This window comes from Rhodococcus sp. WWJCD1 (genome assembly GCF_002258735.1).
In the GTDB taxonomy this organism is placed as follows: Bacteria; Actinomycetota; Actinomycetes; order Mycobacteriales; family Mycobacteriaceae; genus Rhodococcoides.
The window spans coordinates 16,294-31,917 of the sequence record NZ_NOXY01000031.1 but is presented as its reverse complement, the minus strand read 5'-3'; the positions used below and the strand labels follow the sequence as shown (position 1 = coordinate 31,917).

13 protein-coding genes are annotated in these 15,624 nt (G+C 66.1%); 8 read left to right on the top strand and 5 right to left on the bottom strand.

All coding sequences use genetic code 11. The features are described from left to right. Positions 1 to 16: 16 nt before the first annotated feature. Entirely contained in the window at positions 17 to 1,534 is a 1,518-nt protein-coding gene (locus CH286_RS23135; protein ID WP_037151577.1) for a DUF349 domain-containing protein, read from the bottom strand. 152 nt (positions 1,535 to 1,686) lie between these two features. Between CH286_RS23135 and CH286_RS23130 the strand changes: the two genes are divergently transcribed. The 5 genes from CH286_RS23130 to CH286_RS23110 all read left to right on the top strand — a co-directional run bounded on the left by CH286_RS23130 (position 1,687) and on the right by CH286_RS23110 (position 6,926). Further along, positions 1,687 to 2,409, top strand: a complete 723-nt coding sequence (locus tag CH286_RS23130; protein ID WP_176458325.1) for a hypothetical protein — start codon at positions 1,687 to 1,689, stop codon at positions 2,407 to 2,409. After that, entirely contained in the window at positions 2,402 to 3,337 is a 936-nt protein-coding gene (miaA, locus tag CH286_RS23125; RefSeq protein WP_094610498.1) for a tRNA (adenosine(37)-N6)-dimethylallyltransferase MiaA, read from the top strand. Before CH286_RS23130 ends, miaA begins: the two co-directional genes overlap by 8 nt. A 10-nt stretch (positions 3,338 to 3,347) precedes the next feature. Further along, a complete protein-coding gene (gene dapF, locus CH286_RS23120; RefSeq protein WP_032377708.1) occupies positions 3,348 to 4,217 on the top strand; it encodes a diaminopimelate epimerase in 870 nt (289 codons plus the stop codon). A 79-nt stretch (positions 4,218 to 4,296) separates the two neighbouring features. After that, positions 4,297 to 5,832: a GTPase HflX gene (gene hflX / locus CH286_RS23115; RefSeq protein ID WP_032377709.1), complete on the top strand. Its 1,536-nt coding sequence runs from the start codon at positions 4,297 to 4,299 to the stop codon at positions 5,830 to 5,832. 5 nt (positions 5,833 to 5,837) lie between these two features. After that, entirely contained in the window at positions 5,838 to 6,926 is a 1,089-nt protein-coding gene (locus CH286_RS23110; protein WP_094610497.1) for a hypothetical protein, read from the top strand. Between the two features lie 30 nt (positions 6,927 to 6,956). Here the strand turns inward: CH286_RS23110 and CH286_RS23105 are convergent, their stop codons facing one another. The 4 genes from CH286_RS23105 to CH286_RS23090 are packed head-to-tail and all read right to left on the bottom strand — an operon-like array spanning position 6,957 to position 11,090. Then, the gene (locus CH286_RS23105) at positions 6,957 to 7,214 is read right to left on the bottom strand and encodes an HPr family phosphocarrier protein (RefSeq protein WP_032377711.1); all 258 of its coding nucleotides are present in this window, start codon (positions 7,212 to 7,214) and stop codon (positions 6,957 to 6,959) included. Between the two features lie 43 nt (positions 7,215 to 7,257). Beyond that, positions 7,258 to 9,306 (bottom strand): PTS fructose transporter subunit IIABC, encoded by a 2,049-nt coding sequence (locus CH286_RS23100; RefSeq protein ID WP_032403277.1) that lies wholly within the window; start codon positions 9,304 to 9,306, stop codon positions 7,258 to 7,260. Positions 9,307 to 9,315: 9 nt separating this feature from the next. Beyond that, positions 9,316 to 10,326, bottom strand: coding sequence for a 1-phosphofructokinase family hexose kinase (locus CH286_RS23095; RefSeq protein WP_032403278.1), 1,011 nt, complete (start codon positions 10,324 to 10,326; stop codon positions 9,316 to 9,318). Next, the gene (locus CH286_RS23090; protein ID WP_032403279.1) at positions 10,323 to 11,090 is read right to left on the bottom strand and encodes a DeoR/GlpR family DNA-binding transcription regulator; all 768 of its coding nucleotides are present in this window, start codon (positions 11,088 to 11,090) and stop codon (positions 10,323 to 10,325) included. The genes CH286_RS23095 and CH286_RS23090 overlap by 4 nt, the downstream gene beginning before the upstream one ends. A gap of 171 nt (positions 11,091 to 11,261) precedes the next feature. On the opposite strand from CH286_RS23090, the gene ptsP reads away from it, so the two are divergent. The 3 genes from ptsP (at position 11,262) to CH286_RS23075 (ending at position 15,576) form a co-directional block, all read left to right on the top strand. After that, the gene (gene ptsP, locus CH286_RS23085; RefSeq protein WP_052058489.1) at positions 11,262 to 12,992 is read left to right on the top strand and encodes a phosphoenolpyruvate--protein phosphotransferase; all 1,731 of its coding nucleotides are present in this window, start codon (positions 11,262 to 11,264) and stop codon (positions 12,990 to 12,992) included. Between the two features lie 20 nt (positions 12,993 to 13,012). Beyond that, positions 13,013 to 14,284, top strand: coding sequence for a uracil-xanthine permease family protein (locus tag CH286_RS23080; RefSeq protein WP_170944829.1), 1,272 nt, complete (start codon positions 13,013 to 13,015; stop codon positions 14,282 to 14,284). A gap of 149 nt (positions 14,285 to 14,433) precedes the next feature. Beyond that, on the top strand, positions 14,434 to 15,576 hold the full coding sequence (locus tag CH286_RS23075; protein WP_032378423.1) for an acyl-CoA dehydrogenase family protein: 1,143 nt from the start codon (positions 14,434 to 14,436) through the stop codon (positions 15,574 to 15,576). Positions 15,577 to 15,624 lie beyond the last annotated feature (48 nt).

Here is a 15,624-nt window from a genome sequence, read left to right as displayed (position 1 = left end):
GAGTGCCGTTGACGAATCACAGCTCGTCTACGGCACTCTCGGCCGCGTCGGCCCATTCACGCCACTGCTGCGCCTGAGCCAGTGCGCGCTCGGCGTCCTTGGTCTTTCCTGCTGCCGTCGCCTTTGCCGCCTGATCCTCGAACTGGGCCACCCGTTCGCGGAACTGAGCAGCGCGGGCGACCGCCTCGGGGTCGGAACGACGCCACTGCGACTCCACGGCGTCGTGCACGGACTTCTCGATCGCGCGCAGTTTGCCTTCGAGTTCCTGCATCTTCTCGCGCGGAACCTTGCCGATGGCATCCCACTTGTCCTGCAGGTCACGCAGTGCGGATCGAGCCGCATCGAGATCCTTGCTCGGATCGATGTGAGTCTTGGCCAAAAGAGCTTCCTTGGCCTCGGCGTTGGCTTCGAACTCGGCATCCCGTTCGGAAGCCGCCGCGTTCCGTGCCGCGAAGAACACGTCCTGGGCAGCCTTGAAGTTCTTCCACAGGGCGTCGTCGGCGTCGCGAGGAGCCCGCCCCGACGCCTTCCACTCCACCAGAAGATCGCGGAACGCGGCCGCAGTGGGACCCCAGTCCGTCGACGAGGACAACGCAGTGGCGCGCTCGACCAACTCTTCCTTGCGGACTTTCGCGGCCCCTCGTTCGCGATCGAGATCGGCGAAGTGCGCGCCGCGGCGGCGGTTGAAGTTCTCCCGGGCCTTGGAGTAGCGCTTCCACAGAGCATCGTCGACCTTGCGGTCCACCCCGCGAATCGTCTTCCACTCGTCGAGAATCTCGCGTAGCCGATCTCCGGCCTGCTTCCACTGCGTCGATTCGCTGCCGATCTGCTCGGCCTCGGTTGCGAGAGCCTCCTTGCGAGCAGTGTGCTCGGCTCGTTCGAGTTCTTTCTCGTGCTTGGCCACGGCCGCTGCGGCGTCGGAGTGCTCGACGACGGCGTCGAGTCGTCGGGCGAGCAGGTCGAGATCGCCGATGACCGCAGCGGTCGGCAGACTCTCCAGCAACGAGGAGGCGGCGGCCTTGGTCTTCTTGGCATCGCCGGTGCCCGAGGTCAATCGAGCCTCGAGCAGACCGACCTCCGTGGCCAGGTCGTCGTAGCGACGACCGAAATGTGCGAGGCCCTCGGCTGCGTCGCCGGCCTGCCATGACCCGATCTGCCGCTCGCCGTCGGCGGTGGTCACCCACGCGGTGCCGTCGTCGTCAACTCTGCCGAACTTGCTGGGATCGCTTGCCGGGGCAACCGTGGGGACCACAGTGGCGACGTGCGAGGACGCCGGGTGGGGTTTGGCTCCGGCCGAACCGCCGGGACGAGGAGAACCGGCACCTGGGCCGCCTGGCTTGGGGCCACCACCGGGCTTCGGCCCCCCGCCTGGCTTGGGGCCGCTGCCGGGCTTCGGTGCACTGCTTTGCTCGGTTACACGGCCTGGCTCGGATCCGCCGGGGGTCGAGGTGCCGGGCTGGGCGGCACCGGGGGTCGGGGCAGGTGCACCCGAGGATGTGGCCTCGGTGGGCGTGCCGGCGTTCGGGTCGGTCATTGTTCCTCATCTCTGCCGCGCGTCACGGCTGCCTTCACTCGCGATCTGGACACCATTGAACTAGGTGACGACCGATCGGACCATTGAAACAGCTCAGACGACTCGAGGTGGACTCGTCCGGCCAAGTCGCGCCACCGACTACCGTGGTGTTCGTGTTTCGTGCCGCGGCCCTGGTGCCCTCTCCACCGTTGCTCGTCCCCGAACTGATGGGCTCCAGTGCTGCCGAGACGGCCGATCTTCGCGCCGCCGCGGCCGACGCGGTGACGCAGCTGACGTCGAAGGTCGACCGGTGGATGGCGATCGGTGTCGATCAGAGCGAAGAGACGTACGACGCGACCACAGTCGGTACTTTTCGCGGCTTCGGCGTCGACATCGTGGTGCGACTGTCCGATCGACCGTCGTCGACTCTGCCGGACCCTGAACTGCCGTTGTCCGTCCTGATCGCCGGTTGGTTGCGCGGAACGAGCGATCCGGACTCTGCGGTCGAGGTCCGGACGGTCCCCGCCGACGCGAGTGCCCGATGGTGCGCGACACACGGCGCGGAGCTGCGGCGCGAACTCGACGCGTCGTCCGAGAGCTGGGGCATTCTGGTGCTGGCAGACGGCGCGAACACGCTGACTGCCAAGGCACCGGGTTCGTTCGACGAGCGAGCCGAAGCGATTCAGCAGCGGATCGACGATGCCCTCGCCGCGGCCGATGTCGATGCACTGGCGAACCTCGATGCGGAACTGTGCGCGGCGGTCGGCGTGAGCGGACGGGCGGCATGGCAGGTGCTGGCGGCCACCGTCGGCTCGGACACCATCACGGCTACCGAGCTCTACCGTGGGGCCCCCTTCGGGGTCGGGTACTACGTCGGAACGTGGTCCCGTGCCTGACGAACCCGGCTCGTACGATCCGGCCACGACCCCGATCGCGGTGATCGGGCCGACGGCCACGGGCAAGTCCGATCTGGCACTCGATCTGGCAGAGAAGCTCGGCGGCGAGATCGTCAACATCGACGCGATGCAGCAGTACCGGGGGATGGACATAGGGACCGCAAAGCTGTCGGTGGCAGAGCGTCGCGGCATACCGCACCACCAGTTGGATGTGCTCGAGGTCACCGATATCGCGACCGTTGCGCGCTACCAGGGTGCTGCCGTCGCGGACGTCGACGACATCCGATCCAGAGGCCGGCGACCGATCATCGTCGGCGGATCGATGATGTACGTGCAATCACTGCTCGACGAGTGGGCCTTTCCGGCCACGGATCCGGTCGTCCGCGCGAAATGGGAAGACGTGCTCGAACGCGACGGGGTCGACGAGATCCATCGCGCGTTGACGGCGGCCGATCCCGAGGCCGCCACGTCGATTCTGCCCACCGACGGTCGTCGTATGGTCCGCGCGCTGGAGGTGGTGGAGCTGACCGGGAAACCGTTCGCGGCATCGGCCCCGAAGATCGGTGAACCGCGCTGGGGCACAATCATATTGGGAGTCGATCGCGACACCGCTGAACTGGACGAGCGAATCGATGCCCGCACCCGGCTGATGTTCGACACCGGACTGCTCGACGAGGTGGAAGGCCTGCTCGGGCTCGGATTGCGTGAAGGGGTCACGGCGTCGCGGGCAATCGGGTACGCGCAGGCTCTCGACGTATTGGCGGGGGTGTACGACATCGAGCACGCCCGCGAGCGCACGTTCATCGGCACCAGGCGATACGTGCGACGGCAGCGTTCCTGGTTCCGCCGAGACGACCGGGTGTGCTGGCTCGACGGCGCGTCGTCCACGTTGACCTCGGACGCCCTGGGTGTCATCGACCCCCCGTAGACTCGAGACCATGGAATTCGCCAAAGGCCACGGAACTCAGAACGACTTCGTCGTACTGCCGGATCCGTCAGCCGAGCTCGAACTCACCAGATCGGCAGTCGCGGTGTTGTGCGATCGACGCCAGGGCATCGGTGCGGACGGCATCCTGCGCGTCGCCCGAGCCGGTGTACTCCGAGATGCAGGCGTACTCGATCGACTTCCGTCCGGTGTCGAGCCCGACGACTGGTTCATGGACTATCGCAACGGCGACGGCACGATAGCCGAGATGTGCGGCAACGGTGTTCGCGTGTTCGCCCACTACCTGCGCGTGCACGACCTCGAACATCGCGATCAGTTCGTGGTGGGTTCGCGGGCCGGTGCCCGCGCGGTGACGGTGCACTCGTTCGACGACACCGACGCCGATGTCACCGTCGCGATGGGTGATGTGACGTTGATGGGCTCGAGCTCGGTGGCCATTGCGGGTGGCTCGTACGAGGGCGTCGGGATAGACGTCGGCAACCCGCATCTGGCCTGCGTCGACGGCACGCTGACCCGTGCGGCTCTGGGCGCGCTCGACCTGTCCGCACCGCCGACCCTGGACCCCGAGTTCTTTCCCCGCGGGGCGAACGTGGAGCTGCTGACCAGGCTGGACGACGGCGGTGTCGAGATGCGGGTGTTCGAGCGTGGCGTCGGCGAGACGCGGTCGTGTGGCACCGGCACTGTGGCCGCAGCCGCGGCCGCGCTGTCGTACGAGGGTCTCGAGACCGGTGAGGTGAGCGTCGGCGTACTCGGTGGTCGGGTCAGCGTGCACATCGATCACGTCGGTGCCACACTCCGCGGGCCCTCGGTCCTGCTTGCCCGCGGCGAGATCGACGACCGATGGTTCGCGGCCCAGAACTGACGTCTCCTCGGGCACCATGCGTGGGCGGAGTCGAAACCCGCGTGCATACGCTGGGATTTTCGTGGATCATGGGGGATGTATGACGAACTCACATGAAACATCACCTGCGGGCGAACCGGTCGAGAATGCCGACGGTTCACCCGACACCGCATCTGCATGGACCCGCGAGGAGTCCGACGCGTGGTCGAGGCGGTTGGCCCGATCTCCGCTCAACGACGAGGACCCGTCGTCGGGTGACATGCAGCTCGAAGAACGCACCGCGCTACGACGAGTGGCCGGCCTGTCCACCGAGCTCACCGACGTCACCGAGGTCGAGTACCGACAGCTGCGCCTCGAACGCGTGGTGCTGGTCGGAGTGTGGACCACCGGTACGGCTGCGCAGGCGGAGTCCAGCATGACCGAACTTGCGGCGCTGGCCGAGACGGCAGGCTCGGAGGTACTCGAAGCGTTGATGCAACGGCGCGACAAGCCCGATGCTGCGACGTACATCGGTTCCGGTAAGGCAAAAGAGGTCCGCGACATCGTGCTCGCGACCGGAGCCGACACGGTGATCTGCGACGGCGAGCTGACTCCCGCCCAGCTCAACGCGCTGGAGAAGGTCGTCAAGGTCAAGGTCATCGACCGCACCGCGCTGATCCTCGACATCTTCGCGCAGCATGCGACGTCGCGAGAAGGCAAGGCGCAGGTCGCTTTCGCTCAGATGGAGTACATGTTGCCCAGGCTTCGCGGCTGGGGCGAGTCGATGTCGCGTCAGGCCGGTGGCCGTGCGGGCAGCAACGGCGGTGTCGGTCTGCGTGGACCGGGTGAAACGAAGATCGAGACCGACCGTCGACGCATCCGTGAGCGAATGGCCAAGCTGCGCCGCGAGATCAAGGGCATGAAGCAGGCCCGCGACACCAAACGGGAACAGCGATTGAGCGGCACGGTGCCGTCCATCGCGATCGTCGGCTACACCAACGCGGGCAAGTCGAGTCTGCTGAACGCGTTGACCGGTTCCGGTGTGCTGGTTCAGAATGCGCTGTTCGCCACCCTCGATCCCACGACGCGTAAGTCGACTCTCGAGGATGGCCGCGCAATCGTGCTGACCGATACCGTCGGCTTCGTCCGGCATCTCCCGACTCAATTGGTCGAGGCTTTCCGCTCGACGCTGGAGGAGGTCACCGATGCCGATCTGCTGCTGCACGTCGTCGACGGGTCCGATCCGCTCCCACTCGATCAGATCAAGGCCGTCCGTGAAGTGATCACCGACGTGGTTCGCGAGCAGGACGCGAAGATGCCGCCGGAATTGTTGGTGGTCAACAAGATCGACGCTGCCGACCCGGTGCAGCTCACGCAGTTGCGCGGGCTGCTCGACGGCGCACGGTTCGTTTCGGCGAAGACCGGTGAGGGCATCGACGCACTGCGCGATCACCTCGGCGACATCCTGTCCGAGCCCGACGTGCTGGTGGACGTCCTCGTGCCGTACACCCGCGGCGATCTGGTCGCGCGGATCCACACCGATGGTCGAATCGTGCAGTCCACGCACGAGGAGGACGGCACTCGCGTCGAAGCTCGGGTGCCGCAGTCGCTGGCCGCTGCGCTCGTCGAGTTCACGGCGATCGTCCCCAGCGCCTGACGTCGATGGGGCCGCGGCTGGTGGTGCGGGGCGTTGCCGCGTCTGTGGTCGCCACCGCCACCGCGTTCTCCGGAACGGCGTTCGCCGCGCCGATCGATGCGGAAACATACTGTCTGCCAACTGATCCCGGTCTCGCGGAATTGTCCGGGATGACGTCGATCGACGGTGTCCTGTACGCGATCGGAGACAGTGGGGCCGACGATCGGGTCGCGGTGCTCGACGCGACCTGTGCTGTGGATCGGTGGATCGACGTACCCGTCGACCCGTACGACGTCGAGGACCTGACCGCGTACGACGGTTCGCTGTGGTTGGCCGACATCGGCGACAACCAGATGCGGCGCGACACAGTGGCATTGACGCGAATGGACCCGGTGACGGGCGCGGGCGAACTGCACCGGCTCACCTACCCCGACGGCGCGCACGACGCCGAGACGGTGTTGATCGAACCCGGCGGTCGACCGGTGATCGTCACCAAGGAACTCTCGGGCGTCAGCGGAGTGTACGTACCGACCGGAAACGAATCCGTCACGGAACTGAGCAGTCCGGGGCCGACGGCCCTCCGCAAGGTAGGCGACATGGCGTTCTCCGCTACCGGGACTGTCGGTGGTCCGCCGTTCGTGGTCGGATCGATTCTGGCGACCGGGGGAGCGGTGAGCGCCGACGGCACCGTCGGCGCGGTGCGCACGTACACCGATTCGTACCTGTTTCGTTCGTCCGGCGGCGACATCGCGTCGGCGTTGGTCGACCCGGACGCGCCGCGTGCGGTGGTGGCGTTACCCGATCAACCGCAGGGTGAGGCACTGGCGTTCCTGGCCGATGGAAGCCTGCTCCTGGCATCGGAGGCCGGGTTCGGTCCCACCGACGGAATTCTTCCACCCATTCTTCGACTTCCGGATGCGCAGTCCATGGAGCTTTCTGCCCCCGAACCCGCAGCGCCGGACTCGGTATCGCCGACACCGAGCGCAGATCAGCCCTCGGAGACGCCGACAGCGACGGACTCGGAATGGGAATTCCGAGCGGCCGTCGCTGCCGGTGTGGTGCTGATCGCCGGAGCGGTGGGATTCACCGTCCGGCGATCGATGCGTTCTCGTTAGGCGTCGCAGGAGTGGAGCCTGCGGAACGACCTATGCATCCAAATCTGCTTCGACGAGTGCGACCACCTTGTCCAGTGCTGCCTGGTCGTCACTGGTGACGGTGACTTCGGTGCCCTTGGTGGCTCCGAGCGTCATGATCATCAGGGCCGAACCTGCGTCCACCGGCTCCGAGTCGGCCACTGCGAGGGTGACGTCCACGCCGGCTTCGGCGACGGCGTCGGCGATCAGTGCTGCGGGACGAGCGTGCAGACCGATCGAAGATCCGACGGCGACTGTGGTGCTGGGCATGTGCTGCTCCTTCGTAGTGGGGTCGTTGCGATCGTAGCGAGTGTCAGACGGTGGCGAGTGCCGGATCGAGTTCGGCCTCGGTCGGGGCGTTCTTGCCCTTGACGAACTGCTTGGCCGAGACGACCAGGAACGCCGAGACGATGGTTCCGACGGCCAGAGACACGATGAACCACAGGATGTTTCCGATGGCGAAGAACACGAAGATTCCGCCGTGGGGCGCGCTGAGGGTGACGTTGAAGGCCATGATCATGGCACCGGTGACTGCGCCACCGGCCATCATCGAGGGGATGACGCGGAACGGGTCGGCCGCAGCGAACGGGATTGCGCCCTCGGAGATGAATGCTGCTCCGAGGAACCAGGCAGCCTTGCCGTTCTCACGCTCCGCCTCGGTGAACAGACGCGAGCGAACGGTCGAGGCCAGTGCCATGGCAAGCGGCGGCACCATTCCTGCGGCCATGACTGCAGCCATGATGCGCAGTGATGCGGTGTCCGTGACCGACAGGCCTGCCGTCGCGAATGCGTAGGCAGCCTTGTTGACCGGTCCGCCGAGGTCGAAGCACATCATCAGGCCGAGGATGATGCCGAGGATGATGACCGAGGAACCGCTGAGTCCGTTGAGCCAGTCGGTCAGTCCGCTGGTGATCGCGGCGAGGGGCTTGCCGAGCAGCAGGAACATGATCGCGCCGACGATGAGGGTGGCGAACAGCGGAATGATGACGACCGGCATGAGGCCGCGCAGAACGGCGGGGATCTTCCACTTGCTGATCCACAGTGCGACGAAGCCGGCGATCAGACCACCGACGAGACCGCCGATGAAGCCTGCACCCACCAGAACGGCGACCGCTCCTGCGGTGAATCCTGGTGCCAGACCTGGTCTGTCTGCAATGGCGTAGGAAATGTAGCCGGCCAGCGCGGGAACCAGGAAGCTGAACGAGAGTGCGCCGATCTGGAAGAGTACGGCACCGAGATACGTCGTCAGTCCGCCGTCGGGAAGTGCGGTGATCGAGTTGTTGACGACGATATCTTCGGCCACGCCGGAGATCTCGTAGCCACCGAGCAGGAAGCCGAGAGCGATCAGCAGACCACCGGCAGCGACGAACGGGATCATGTAGCTGACGCCGGTCAGCAGGATCTGGCGAATGCGGGTGCCCCAGCCGAGCTCGCCGGCAGACTCGTTGGAGCCGGCCGCGACTGCGGTGCCGCCGACGCGAGCTGCGTCCGGGTTCAGTGCGGCGCGAAGTGCTTCGGTGAGCATGACGTCGGGTTCGTTGATGGCGCGCTTGACGCCCGAGGAGATCACGGGCTTGCCTGCGAAACGTTCGCGGCCCTTGACGCCCACATCGGTGGCGAAGATGACTGCTTCGGCTCCGGCGATGATCGAAGGATCCAGCGGCGTGCTGCCGCTCGAGCCCTGGGTCTCCACGTGAACGGTGACTCCGGCGCGCTCGCCTGCGGCGACGAGCGAGTCGGCAGCCATGTAGGTGTGCGCGATTCCGGTGGGGCAGGCGGTGACCGCGACGATGTGCTTCGGGGCCGTTGACGCTTCGGCCGGGGTGGCGGCCGCGCTGTGCTTGGCGGTGTCGACCGGAGCTGCGGCAGCAGTGGCTGCGGCAGGCTTGGCAGCCGGGTTGATGACACCGTCGACGAGCGTGACGATCTCGGTCGCCGAGGACGCGTTGCGCAGTGAGGTGACGAACTCCGGCTTCACCAGTGCTCGGGCCAGGCTGGAGAGCAGCTTCATGTGGGCCGAACCGGCACCGGCCGGAGCGGCGATCAGGAAGACGAGGTCTGCGGGGCCGTCGGGGGCTCCGAAATCGACCTTCGGGTTCAGGCGTGCGAAGCCGAGCGAGGCCGAGGTGACTGCCTCGGAGCGGCAGTGCGGAATGGCGATGCCGCCGGGCAGACCGGTTGCCGACTGCGCTTCGCGGGCCAGTGCGGCGTCACGCAGAGCGTCGGTGTCGGTTGCGCGACCTGCGGATGCCAGAACACCGGCGAGGCGTTCGATGACGGCATCCTTGGATTCGCCGAGATCGGCGTCGAGGAGGATCAGATCCTCGGCGATGATCTGCTGATCTTCGGTGGGGCTGGACATTGGAGACTCCTAGAGACGGTTCGAAGAAGGAGAGAGCGTGGACGGGGTGACGGACGTGGGGAGGTCGAGCGCGCGAACCGTCACCGAAGTCGGGTGGGTCTGCTCGGGCAGTGGAAGCGTGGTGCCTGGTAGTGCGGTGGCTGCTGTTCCGTAGGCGACGGCGCGGCGTAGTTTGTCTGCGGCGGAGCAGTTCTCGGCATCGGCGAGGATGTAGCCGGCGAGTGAGGAATCGCCCGCGCCGACCGTGCTGACTGCGGTGATCGGGGGCGGGCTGGCGTACCAGGAACCGTCCTCGGTGACCAGTACGGCCCCGGCGCTGCCGAGCGTAGCCAGTACCGCGCCGACCCCTCGGCCGAGAAGGATGGTGCTGGCCGCGATGGCGGCAGTGGGATCACCCTGTGCCGCTGCGCTTTCCAGCTCCTCCGAATCGTACCCGGTCAGTTGGGCAAGTTCCTCGGAATTGGGTTTCATCAGGTCCGGAGCCGATGCCGGGAACGCTGCCGCGAGAGCGAGGAGCGGCTCGTCGGAGGTGTCGACGGCGACCTTCGCCGAGGTGGCGCGCAACGCGGTGACGAGCTCGGCATACCAATCCACCGGTAAGCCGGGAGGAAGGGAACCCGACAGAACAACCCATTCGGCACCGACTGCGAGAGAGAGCACTCGTTCCCGCAGCTCGGCGCGGGTCTGCTCCGACACCGTTGCGCCCGGCTCGTTGATCTTGGTGGTGGTACCACCGATCTCGCTGACCGTGATGTTGGTTCGGGCAAGCCCCGACGTCGGAACTGCCGAGTAGCGCACTCCTTTCGCGGCCATCGCGTCGAGCAGCGGGTCGCCGACGTTGGCCGGGAGCACTGCCAACGCCTCGACTCCGGATCCGCCGAGAACGCGAGCGACGTTGACGCCCTTGCCGCCCGGGTCAGTGGCCGACGTCGACGCCCGGTGCACGCCGCCGCGGACGAGCGGTGCGTCGAGTGTGACCGTACGGTCCATGCTCGGGTTGGCCGTGAGTGTGACCATCATGCGATCACCACCTCGATTCCTTTGTCGCTGAGATTCTTACGGTCGTTGGTAGAGATGTCGCTGTCGGTGACGATGACGTCGATGGACTCCACTCGGGCGAAACTCACCAGGTGCTCGCGGCCGATCTTCGACGAATCAGCGAGTACGACAACATGATTCGCTGCATCGACCATCGCGCGCTTGACTGCTGCCTCGTCGCTGTCCGGGGTGGACAGCCCGTGCCCGACACTGATGGCGTTGGTGCCGATGAACGCGACGTCCACCCGGAGCCATTCGAGAGCGCGCAGTGCTTCGTCGCCGACGGCCGCCTGAGTGGTTCCGCGGACACGCCCGCCGAGCAATCGAAGATTGATGTTCGGCATGGTCGCAGCCCGAGCGGCGATCGGTACCGAGTTGGTCACCAATATCAGCTCGCGATCGTGTGGAAGCAGGCCTGCAAGCCGGCCCGTCGTGGTGCCGGCGTCGAACACGGCGCTGCCGCCCACCGGCGGCAGGAAGGACAACGCCGCGGCTGCGATTGCATCCTTCTGATCTGCGCGAGTGAATTCGCGCTCGGATACGCCGGGCTCGAGTGTGGTCAGAGCGGATGCGGGTACTGCTCCACCGTGGACGCGGCGCACGACTCCCATTCGGTCGAGAGTGGCGAGGTCGCGCCGCACGGTTTCGGTGGTGACGCCGTACGTGGCAGAAAGATCGTTGACGGAGACGCGTCCGTGGGTACTGATCAGTTCGGCAATCGCGTGCTGTCGTTCTTCGGCGTACACCTGCGTCTCCTTCCCGGTTGATGTTGCTTTATGTTGTTTTACGCCCGTGTGTGTTGACATGTCAAGGCTTTGGAGTAATCTCGGTCACAACACAGGAAAGCAATTGAGTACGCCACAGCTCGCCGATCAGTACGAAGACCATTTGTTCACGCAGGATCCGAGGAGGACCACATGACGGGATCGGTTAGCACCGCGTCGACCGGACACGCAGACACGACAGTCGATGCTGCCGGGACCGGAGCAGCGCAGACGACACTGCGCGGCACGCCCGTCGTGCCCGGTGTCGGATACGGTCCCGTCATTCGCCCCGGTGCTCGTCCGTCCATTCCCGCCGATACCGGCGAGGTGGCAGAGGCCGATCGGGAGTCCGAGAAGGCTGTGTTCGATGCTGCCGCGAACGCCGTCGCCACTCGATTGCGCGGTCGCGCCGAGCTGGCGACGGGAGCTGCGTCGGAGGTTCTGTCGGCCAATGCCGCGATGGCAACCGACCGCGGATGGCTCGGTGCGGCGCGCTCCTCGATCGCCAAGGGCAGTTCTGCCGTCGCCGCAACCGCTGCGGCCACCGAGAAGTTCGCTGCCATGTTCACCCAGCTCGGCGGCCTGATGGCCGAGCGCGTGACAGACCTGCGCGACATCCGCGACCGCGTGATCGCCGAGATCCTGGGTGTTCCTGAGCCCGGTGTTCCCGTGCCGGCCGAACCGTCGATTCTGTTCGCCGACGACCTGGCGCCGGCCGACACCGCGGGCCTCGACCCCACCCTCATCGTCGGACTTGCGACCTCGCTCGGAGGTCCGACCAGCCACACCGCGATCATCGCCCGCCAGCTCGGCATCCCGTGCATCGTCGCCGTTGCAGGCCTCGACGACATCGCGGCAGGTACGAATGCAGCTGTCGACGGAACGAGCGGCCGCATCGACCTCGAACCCGACGCCGACTCGGCCCGCGCTGCGGTGGTCTCCGCCCGCGACGAGCTCGACCGAGTGTCCCAGTGGGTCGGCCCAGGCAGGACTGCCGACGGTCACGCGGTCGACATCCTCGCCAATGTGCAGGACGGGGCGGGTGCCCGGGCAGCGCGATCGAGCGCAGCAGACGGAGTCGGTCTGTTCCGCACCGAACTGTGCTTCCTGGACCGCGATTCCGAACCCACTGTCGACGAGCAGGCCGAGATATACGCCCAGGTGCTCGACGCATTCGCAGGCAAGAAGGTCGTTGTGCGCACCCTCGACGCCGGTTCGGACAAGCCGCTGAGGTTCGCCACCCATCCCGACGAGGCCAATCCGGCACTGGGCATTCGTGGCATTCGCATCGCCGAGGCCGATCGCGGCATTCTGTATCGACAGCTCGACGGGATCGCTGCCGCCGCGAAGGCGACCGACTCGTCCCCGTGGGTGATGGCTCCGATGATCGCGACCGCGCAGGAAGCGAAGGACTTCGCCGCCGACGTCCGTGAACGCGGACTCACCCCCGGCGTCATGATCGAGGTGCCTGCTGCTGCCCTGCTCGCAGAACACATCCTCGAGCACGTGGACTTCCTGTCCATCGGCACCAACGACCTGGCCCAATACACGATGGCCGCGGATCGGATGTCTGCTCAGCTCGCCGGTTTGACCGACCCGTGGCAGCCCGCGGTATTGGCCCTGGTGGCGCACACCGCTGCCGCAGGAGCCAAGGCCGGAAAGCCGGTCGGCGTCTGCGGCGAGGCCGCTGCGGATCCGCTGTTGGCCTGTGTGTTGGTCGGACTCGGCATCACTTCTCTGTCTGCTGCGTCGGCCGCCGTCGCACATGTGGGTTCCAAGTTGGCTACGGTCACGCTCGATCAGTGCAAGGCCGCTGCCGAGGCTGCCCTGAAGACCGACAGCACTGCCGCCGCCCGTGAGGCAGTGAGCGCGATCCTCGGCTGACCCCATAGTCTTTTCCCATCATGAGAAATCTGGGTTGGACGCTGCACGGAAACGGAAAAACCGTCGAGTCCGGGGCGGTGGTGGCACCGGACGAACGGTTGTCGTGGCCGCGCACCATCGGTATCGGGATGCAGCACGTCGTCGCCATGTTCGGTGCCACGCTGCTCGTTCCGACGATCACCGGCTTCCCGGTCTCGACGACACTGCTGTTCTCGGGCGTCGGAACGGTGCTGTTCCTGCTCATCACCAGAGGGCGGGTGCCCAGCTATCTGGGGTCGTCCTTCGCATTCCTGGCTCCGCTCGGTGCCACCCAGGCCAACGGCCCGGCCGCGCAACTCGGTGCCGTCCTGTGTGTCGGGGTCGTGCTTGCGGCGATCGGTGTCGTCGTCAAGATCGCCGGTCGGCGTGTGCTCGATGCAGCGATGCCGCCGGTGGTGACCGGCGCGGTGGTCGTGTTGATCGGGCTCAATCTGGCCCCGGCAGCAACAACGTCGTTCGAGGCGCAGCCGCTGATCGCTGCAGTGACGCTGGTTGCCATTCTGCTGGCCACGGCCGTAGGACCGGGACTGCTGGGCCGGCTCGGAATTCTGCTCGGTGTCGTCGTGGGCTGGGTCTTCGCCGCCGTCACCGGCGGTATAGCGCAACCACGCCTCGACGCTCTGAGCGCGGCGAGCTGGATCGGTCTGCCTGAGTTTCGTGGACCGTCGTTCGAGCTGTCGGTGATCCTGGTAGCGCTGCCGGTGGTGATCGTCCTGGTGGCCGAGAACGTCGGACACGTCAAAGCGGTCGCGGCGATGACCGGCAAGAACCTCGACGACGTGGCCGGTGACGCTCTGATCGCCGACGGGTTGGCGACCACCCTGGCCGGAGCCGCAGGTGGCTCGGGCACCACCACGTACGCAGAGAACATCGGGGTCATGGCCGCCACTCGCGTCTATTCGACAGCCGCGTACTGGGTCGCGGCCTTCACGGCGATAGTGCTGGCGTTCTCGCCCAAGTTCGGTGCCCTGATCTTCACCGTCCCCGACGGCGTAATCGGGGGAGCGACCCTGGTTCTGTACGGACTGATCGGGCTGCTGGGCGTTCGGATCTGGACCGACGCCAAGGTGGACTTCGCCGATCCGGTCAACCTGATCGTTGTCGCGGCGGCGCTCGTCGCGGGCATCGGCGACCTCACGCTGTCGGTGGGCTCGGTCGAACTCGGCGGTATCGCGTGGGGTTCTCTGGGCATCCTGCTGGGCTATCCGATCGTCTCGGCGCTCGCGAAAAGTACCGCCGACCGGCGGACCTAGCAGGGGCGGTCACGGATCGCGCACGTTTTGGTCATCGACCTTCGCTGCACCCCGAACGTACTGTTGGAACGTGACGTCAGTCGTACCGACGACCGCGAATGACACCGTTCACAGGTCGCCGTCGGTATGCACCGAACAAGGAGATCTGCGTGGAACGCACACTTTTCGAGCCCGAGCACGAGCTGTTCCGGGAGTCTTACCGGAAGTTTCTCGAACAGCACGTAGCCCCCAATCACGCGAAGTGGGAAGAGCAGAACATCGTCGACCGCGGCGTCTGGGTCGAGGCCGGTAAGCAGGGCTTCCTCGGAACGGCTGCACCGGAGGAGTTCGGCGGCGGCGGCGTCAAGGACTTTCGGTACAACGCCATCGTCACCGAGGAAACCACTCGCGGCGGCTACAGCGGCATCGGCTTCACCCTGCACAACGACGTCGTCGCGCCGTACCTGATCGAGCTGGCCAACGACGAGCAGAAGCAGCGTTGGCTCCCTGGATTCTGCTCGGGTGAGCTGATCACCGCGATCGCCATGACCGAGCCGGGTACCGGAAGCGACCTGCAGGGCATCAAGACCAAGGCCGTTCGCGACGGCGACGACTGGGTGCTGAACGGATCGAAGACGTTCATCACCAACGGAATCAACGCCGATCTGATCATCGTCGTGGCGTGCACCGACCCCGAGAAGGGTGCTCAGGGCTTCAGCCTGCTGGTCGTAGAGCGCGACATGCCCGGTTTCGAGCGCGGCCGCAATCTCGACAAGATCGGGATGAAGGCCCAGGACACAGCCGAACTCAGCTTCACCGACGTTCGCGTGCCCGCGGCCAACCTGCTCGGTGAAGAAGGCATGGGCTTCATCTACCTCATGCAGAATCTTCCCCAGGAACGGCTCTCGATCGCTGTCGTCGCCGCTGCGGCCATGGAATCGGCGCTGGACATGACAATTCAGTACTGCCGCGATCGCAAGGCGTTCGGCAAGTCGATCGGAAAGTTCCAGAACACCCGCTTCGTGTTGGCGGAGTTGGCAACCGAGACCACCGCCACCCGCATCATGGTGGACAAGTTCATCGAACTGCTCAACGCGGGCACCCTGACCGTCCAGGAAGCCGCCATGGCCAAATGGTGGACCACCGAAAATCAGGTCAAGCTGATCGACCGGTGCCTGCAGTTGCACGGCGGCTACGGCTACATGAAGGAATACCCGATCGCCAAGGCCTACATGGACTCTCGTGTCCAGACGATCTACGGCGGCACCACCGAGATCATGAAAGAGATCATCGGCCGCGGATTGAACCTCTGATCCGCTGATCCGACGAACGCGAAGGGCCGCAGCACAATGTGCTGCGGC

Bases quoted from the DNA above. Each gene is read 5' to 3' on its own strand.
- CH286_RS23135 (WP_037151577.1), bottom strand. From the start codon at position 1,534: ATGACCGACCCGAACGCCGGCACGCCCACCGAGGCCACATCCTCGGGT.
- dapF (WP_032377708.1), top strand. From the start codon at position 3,348: ATGGAATTCGCCAAAGGCCACGGAACTCAGAACGACTTCGTCGTACTG.
- hflX (WP_032377709.1), top strand. From the start codon at position 4,297: ATGACGAACTCACATGAAACATCACCTGCGGGCGAACCGGTCGAGAAT.
- CH286_RS23110 (WP_094610497.1), top strand. From the start codon at position 5,838: ATGGGGCCGCGGCTGGTGGTGCGGGGCGTTGCCGCGTCTGTGGTCGCC.
- CH286_RS23105 (WP_032377711.1), bottom strand. From the start codon at position 7,214: ATGCCCAGCACCACAGTCGCCGTCGGATCTTCGATCGGTCTGCACGCT.
- CH286_RS23100 (WP_032403277.1), bottom strand. From the start codon at position 9,306: ATGTCCAGCCCCACCGAAGATCAGCAGATCATCGCCGAGGATCTGATC.
- CH286_RS23095 (WP_032403278.1), bottom strand. From the start codon at position 10,326: ATGATGGTCACACTCACGGCCAACCCGAGCATGGACCGTACGGTCACA.
- ptsP (WP_052058489.1), top strand. From the start codon at position 11,262: ATGACGGGATCGGTTAGCACCGCGTCGACCGGACACGCAGACACGACA.
- CH286_RS23080 (WP_170944829.1), top strand. From the start codon at position 13,013: ATGAGAAATCTGGGTTGGACGCTGCACGGAAACGGAAAAACCGTCGAG.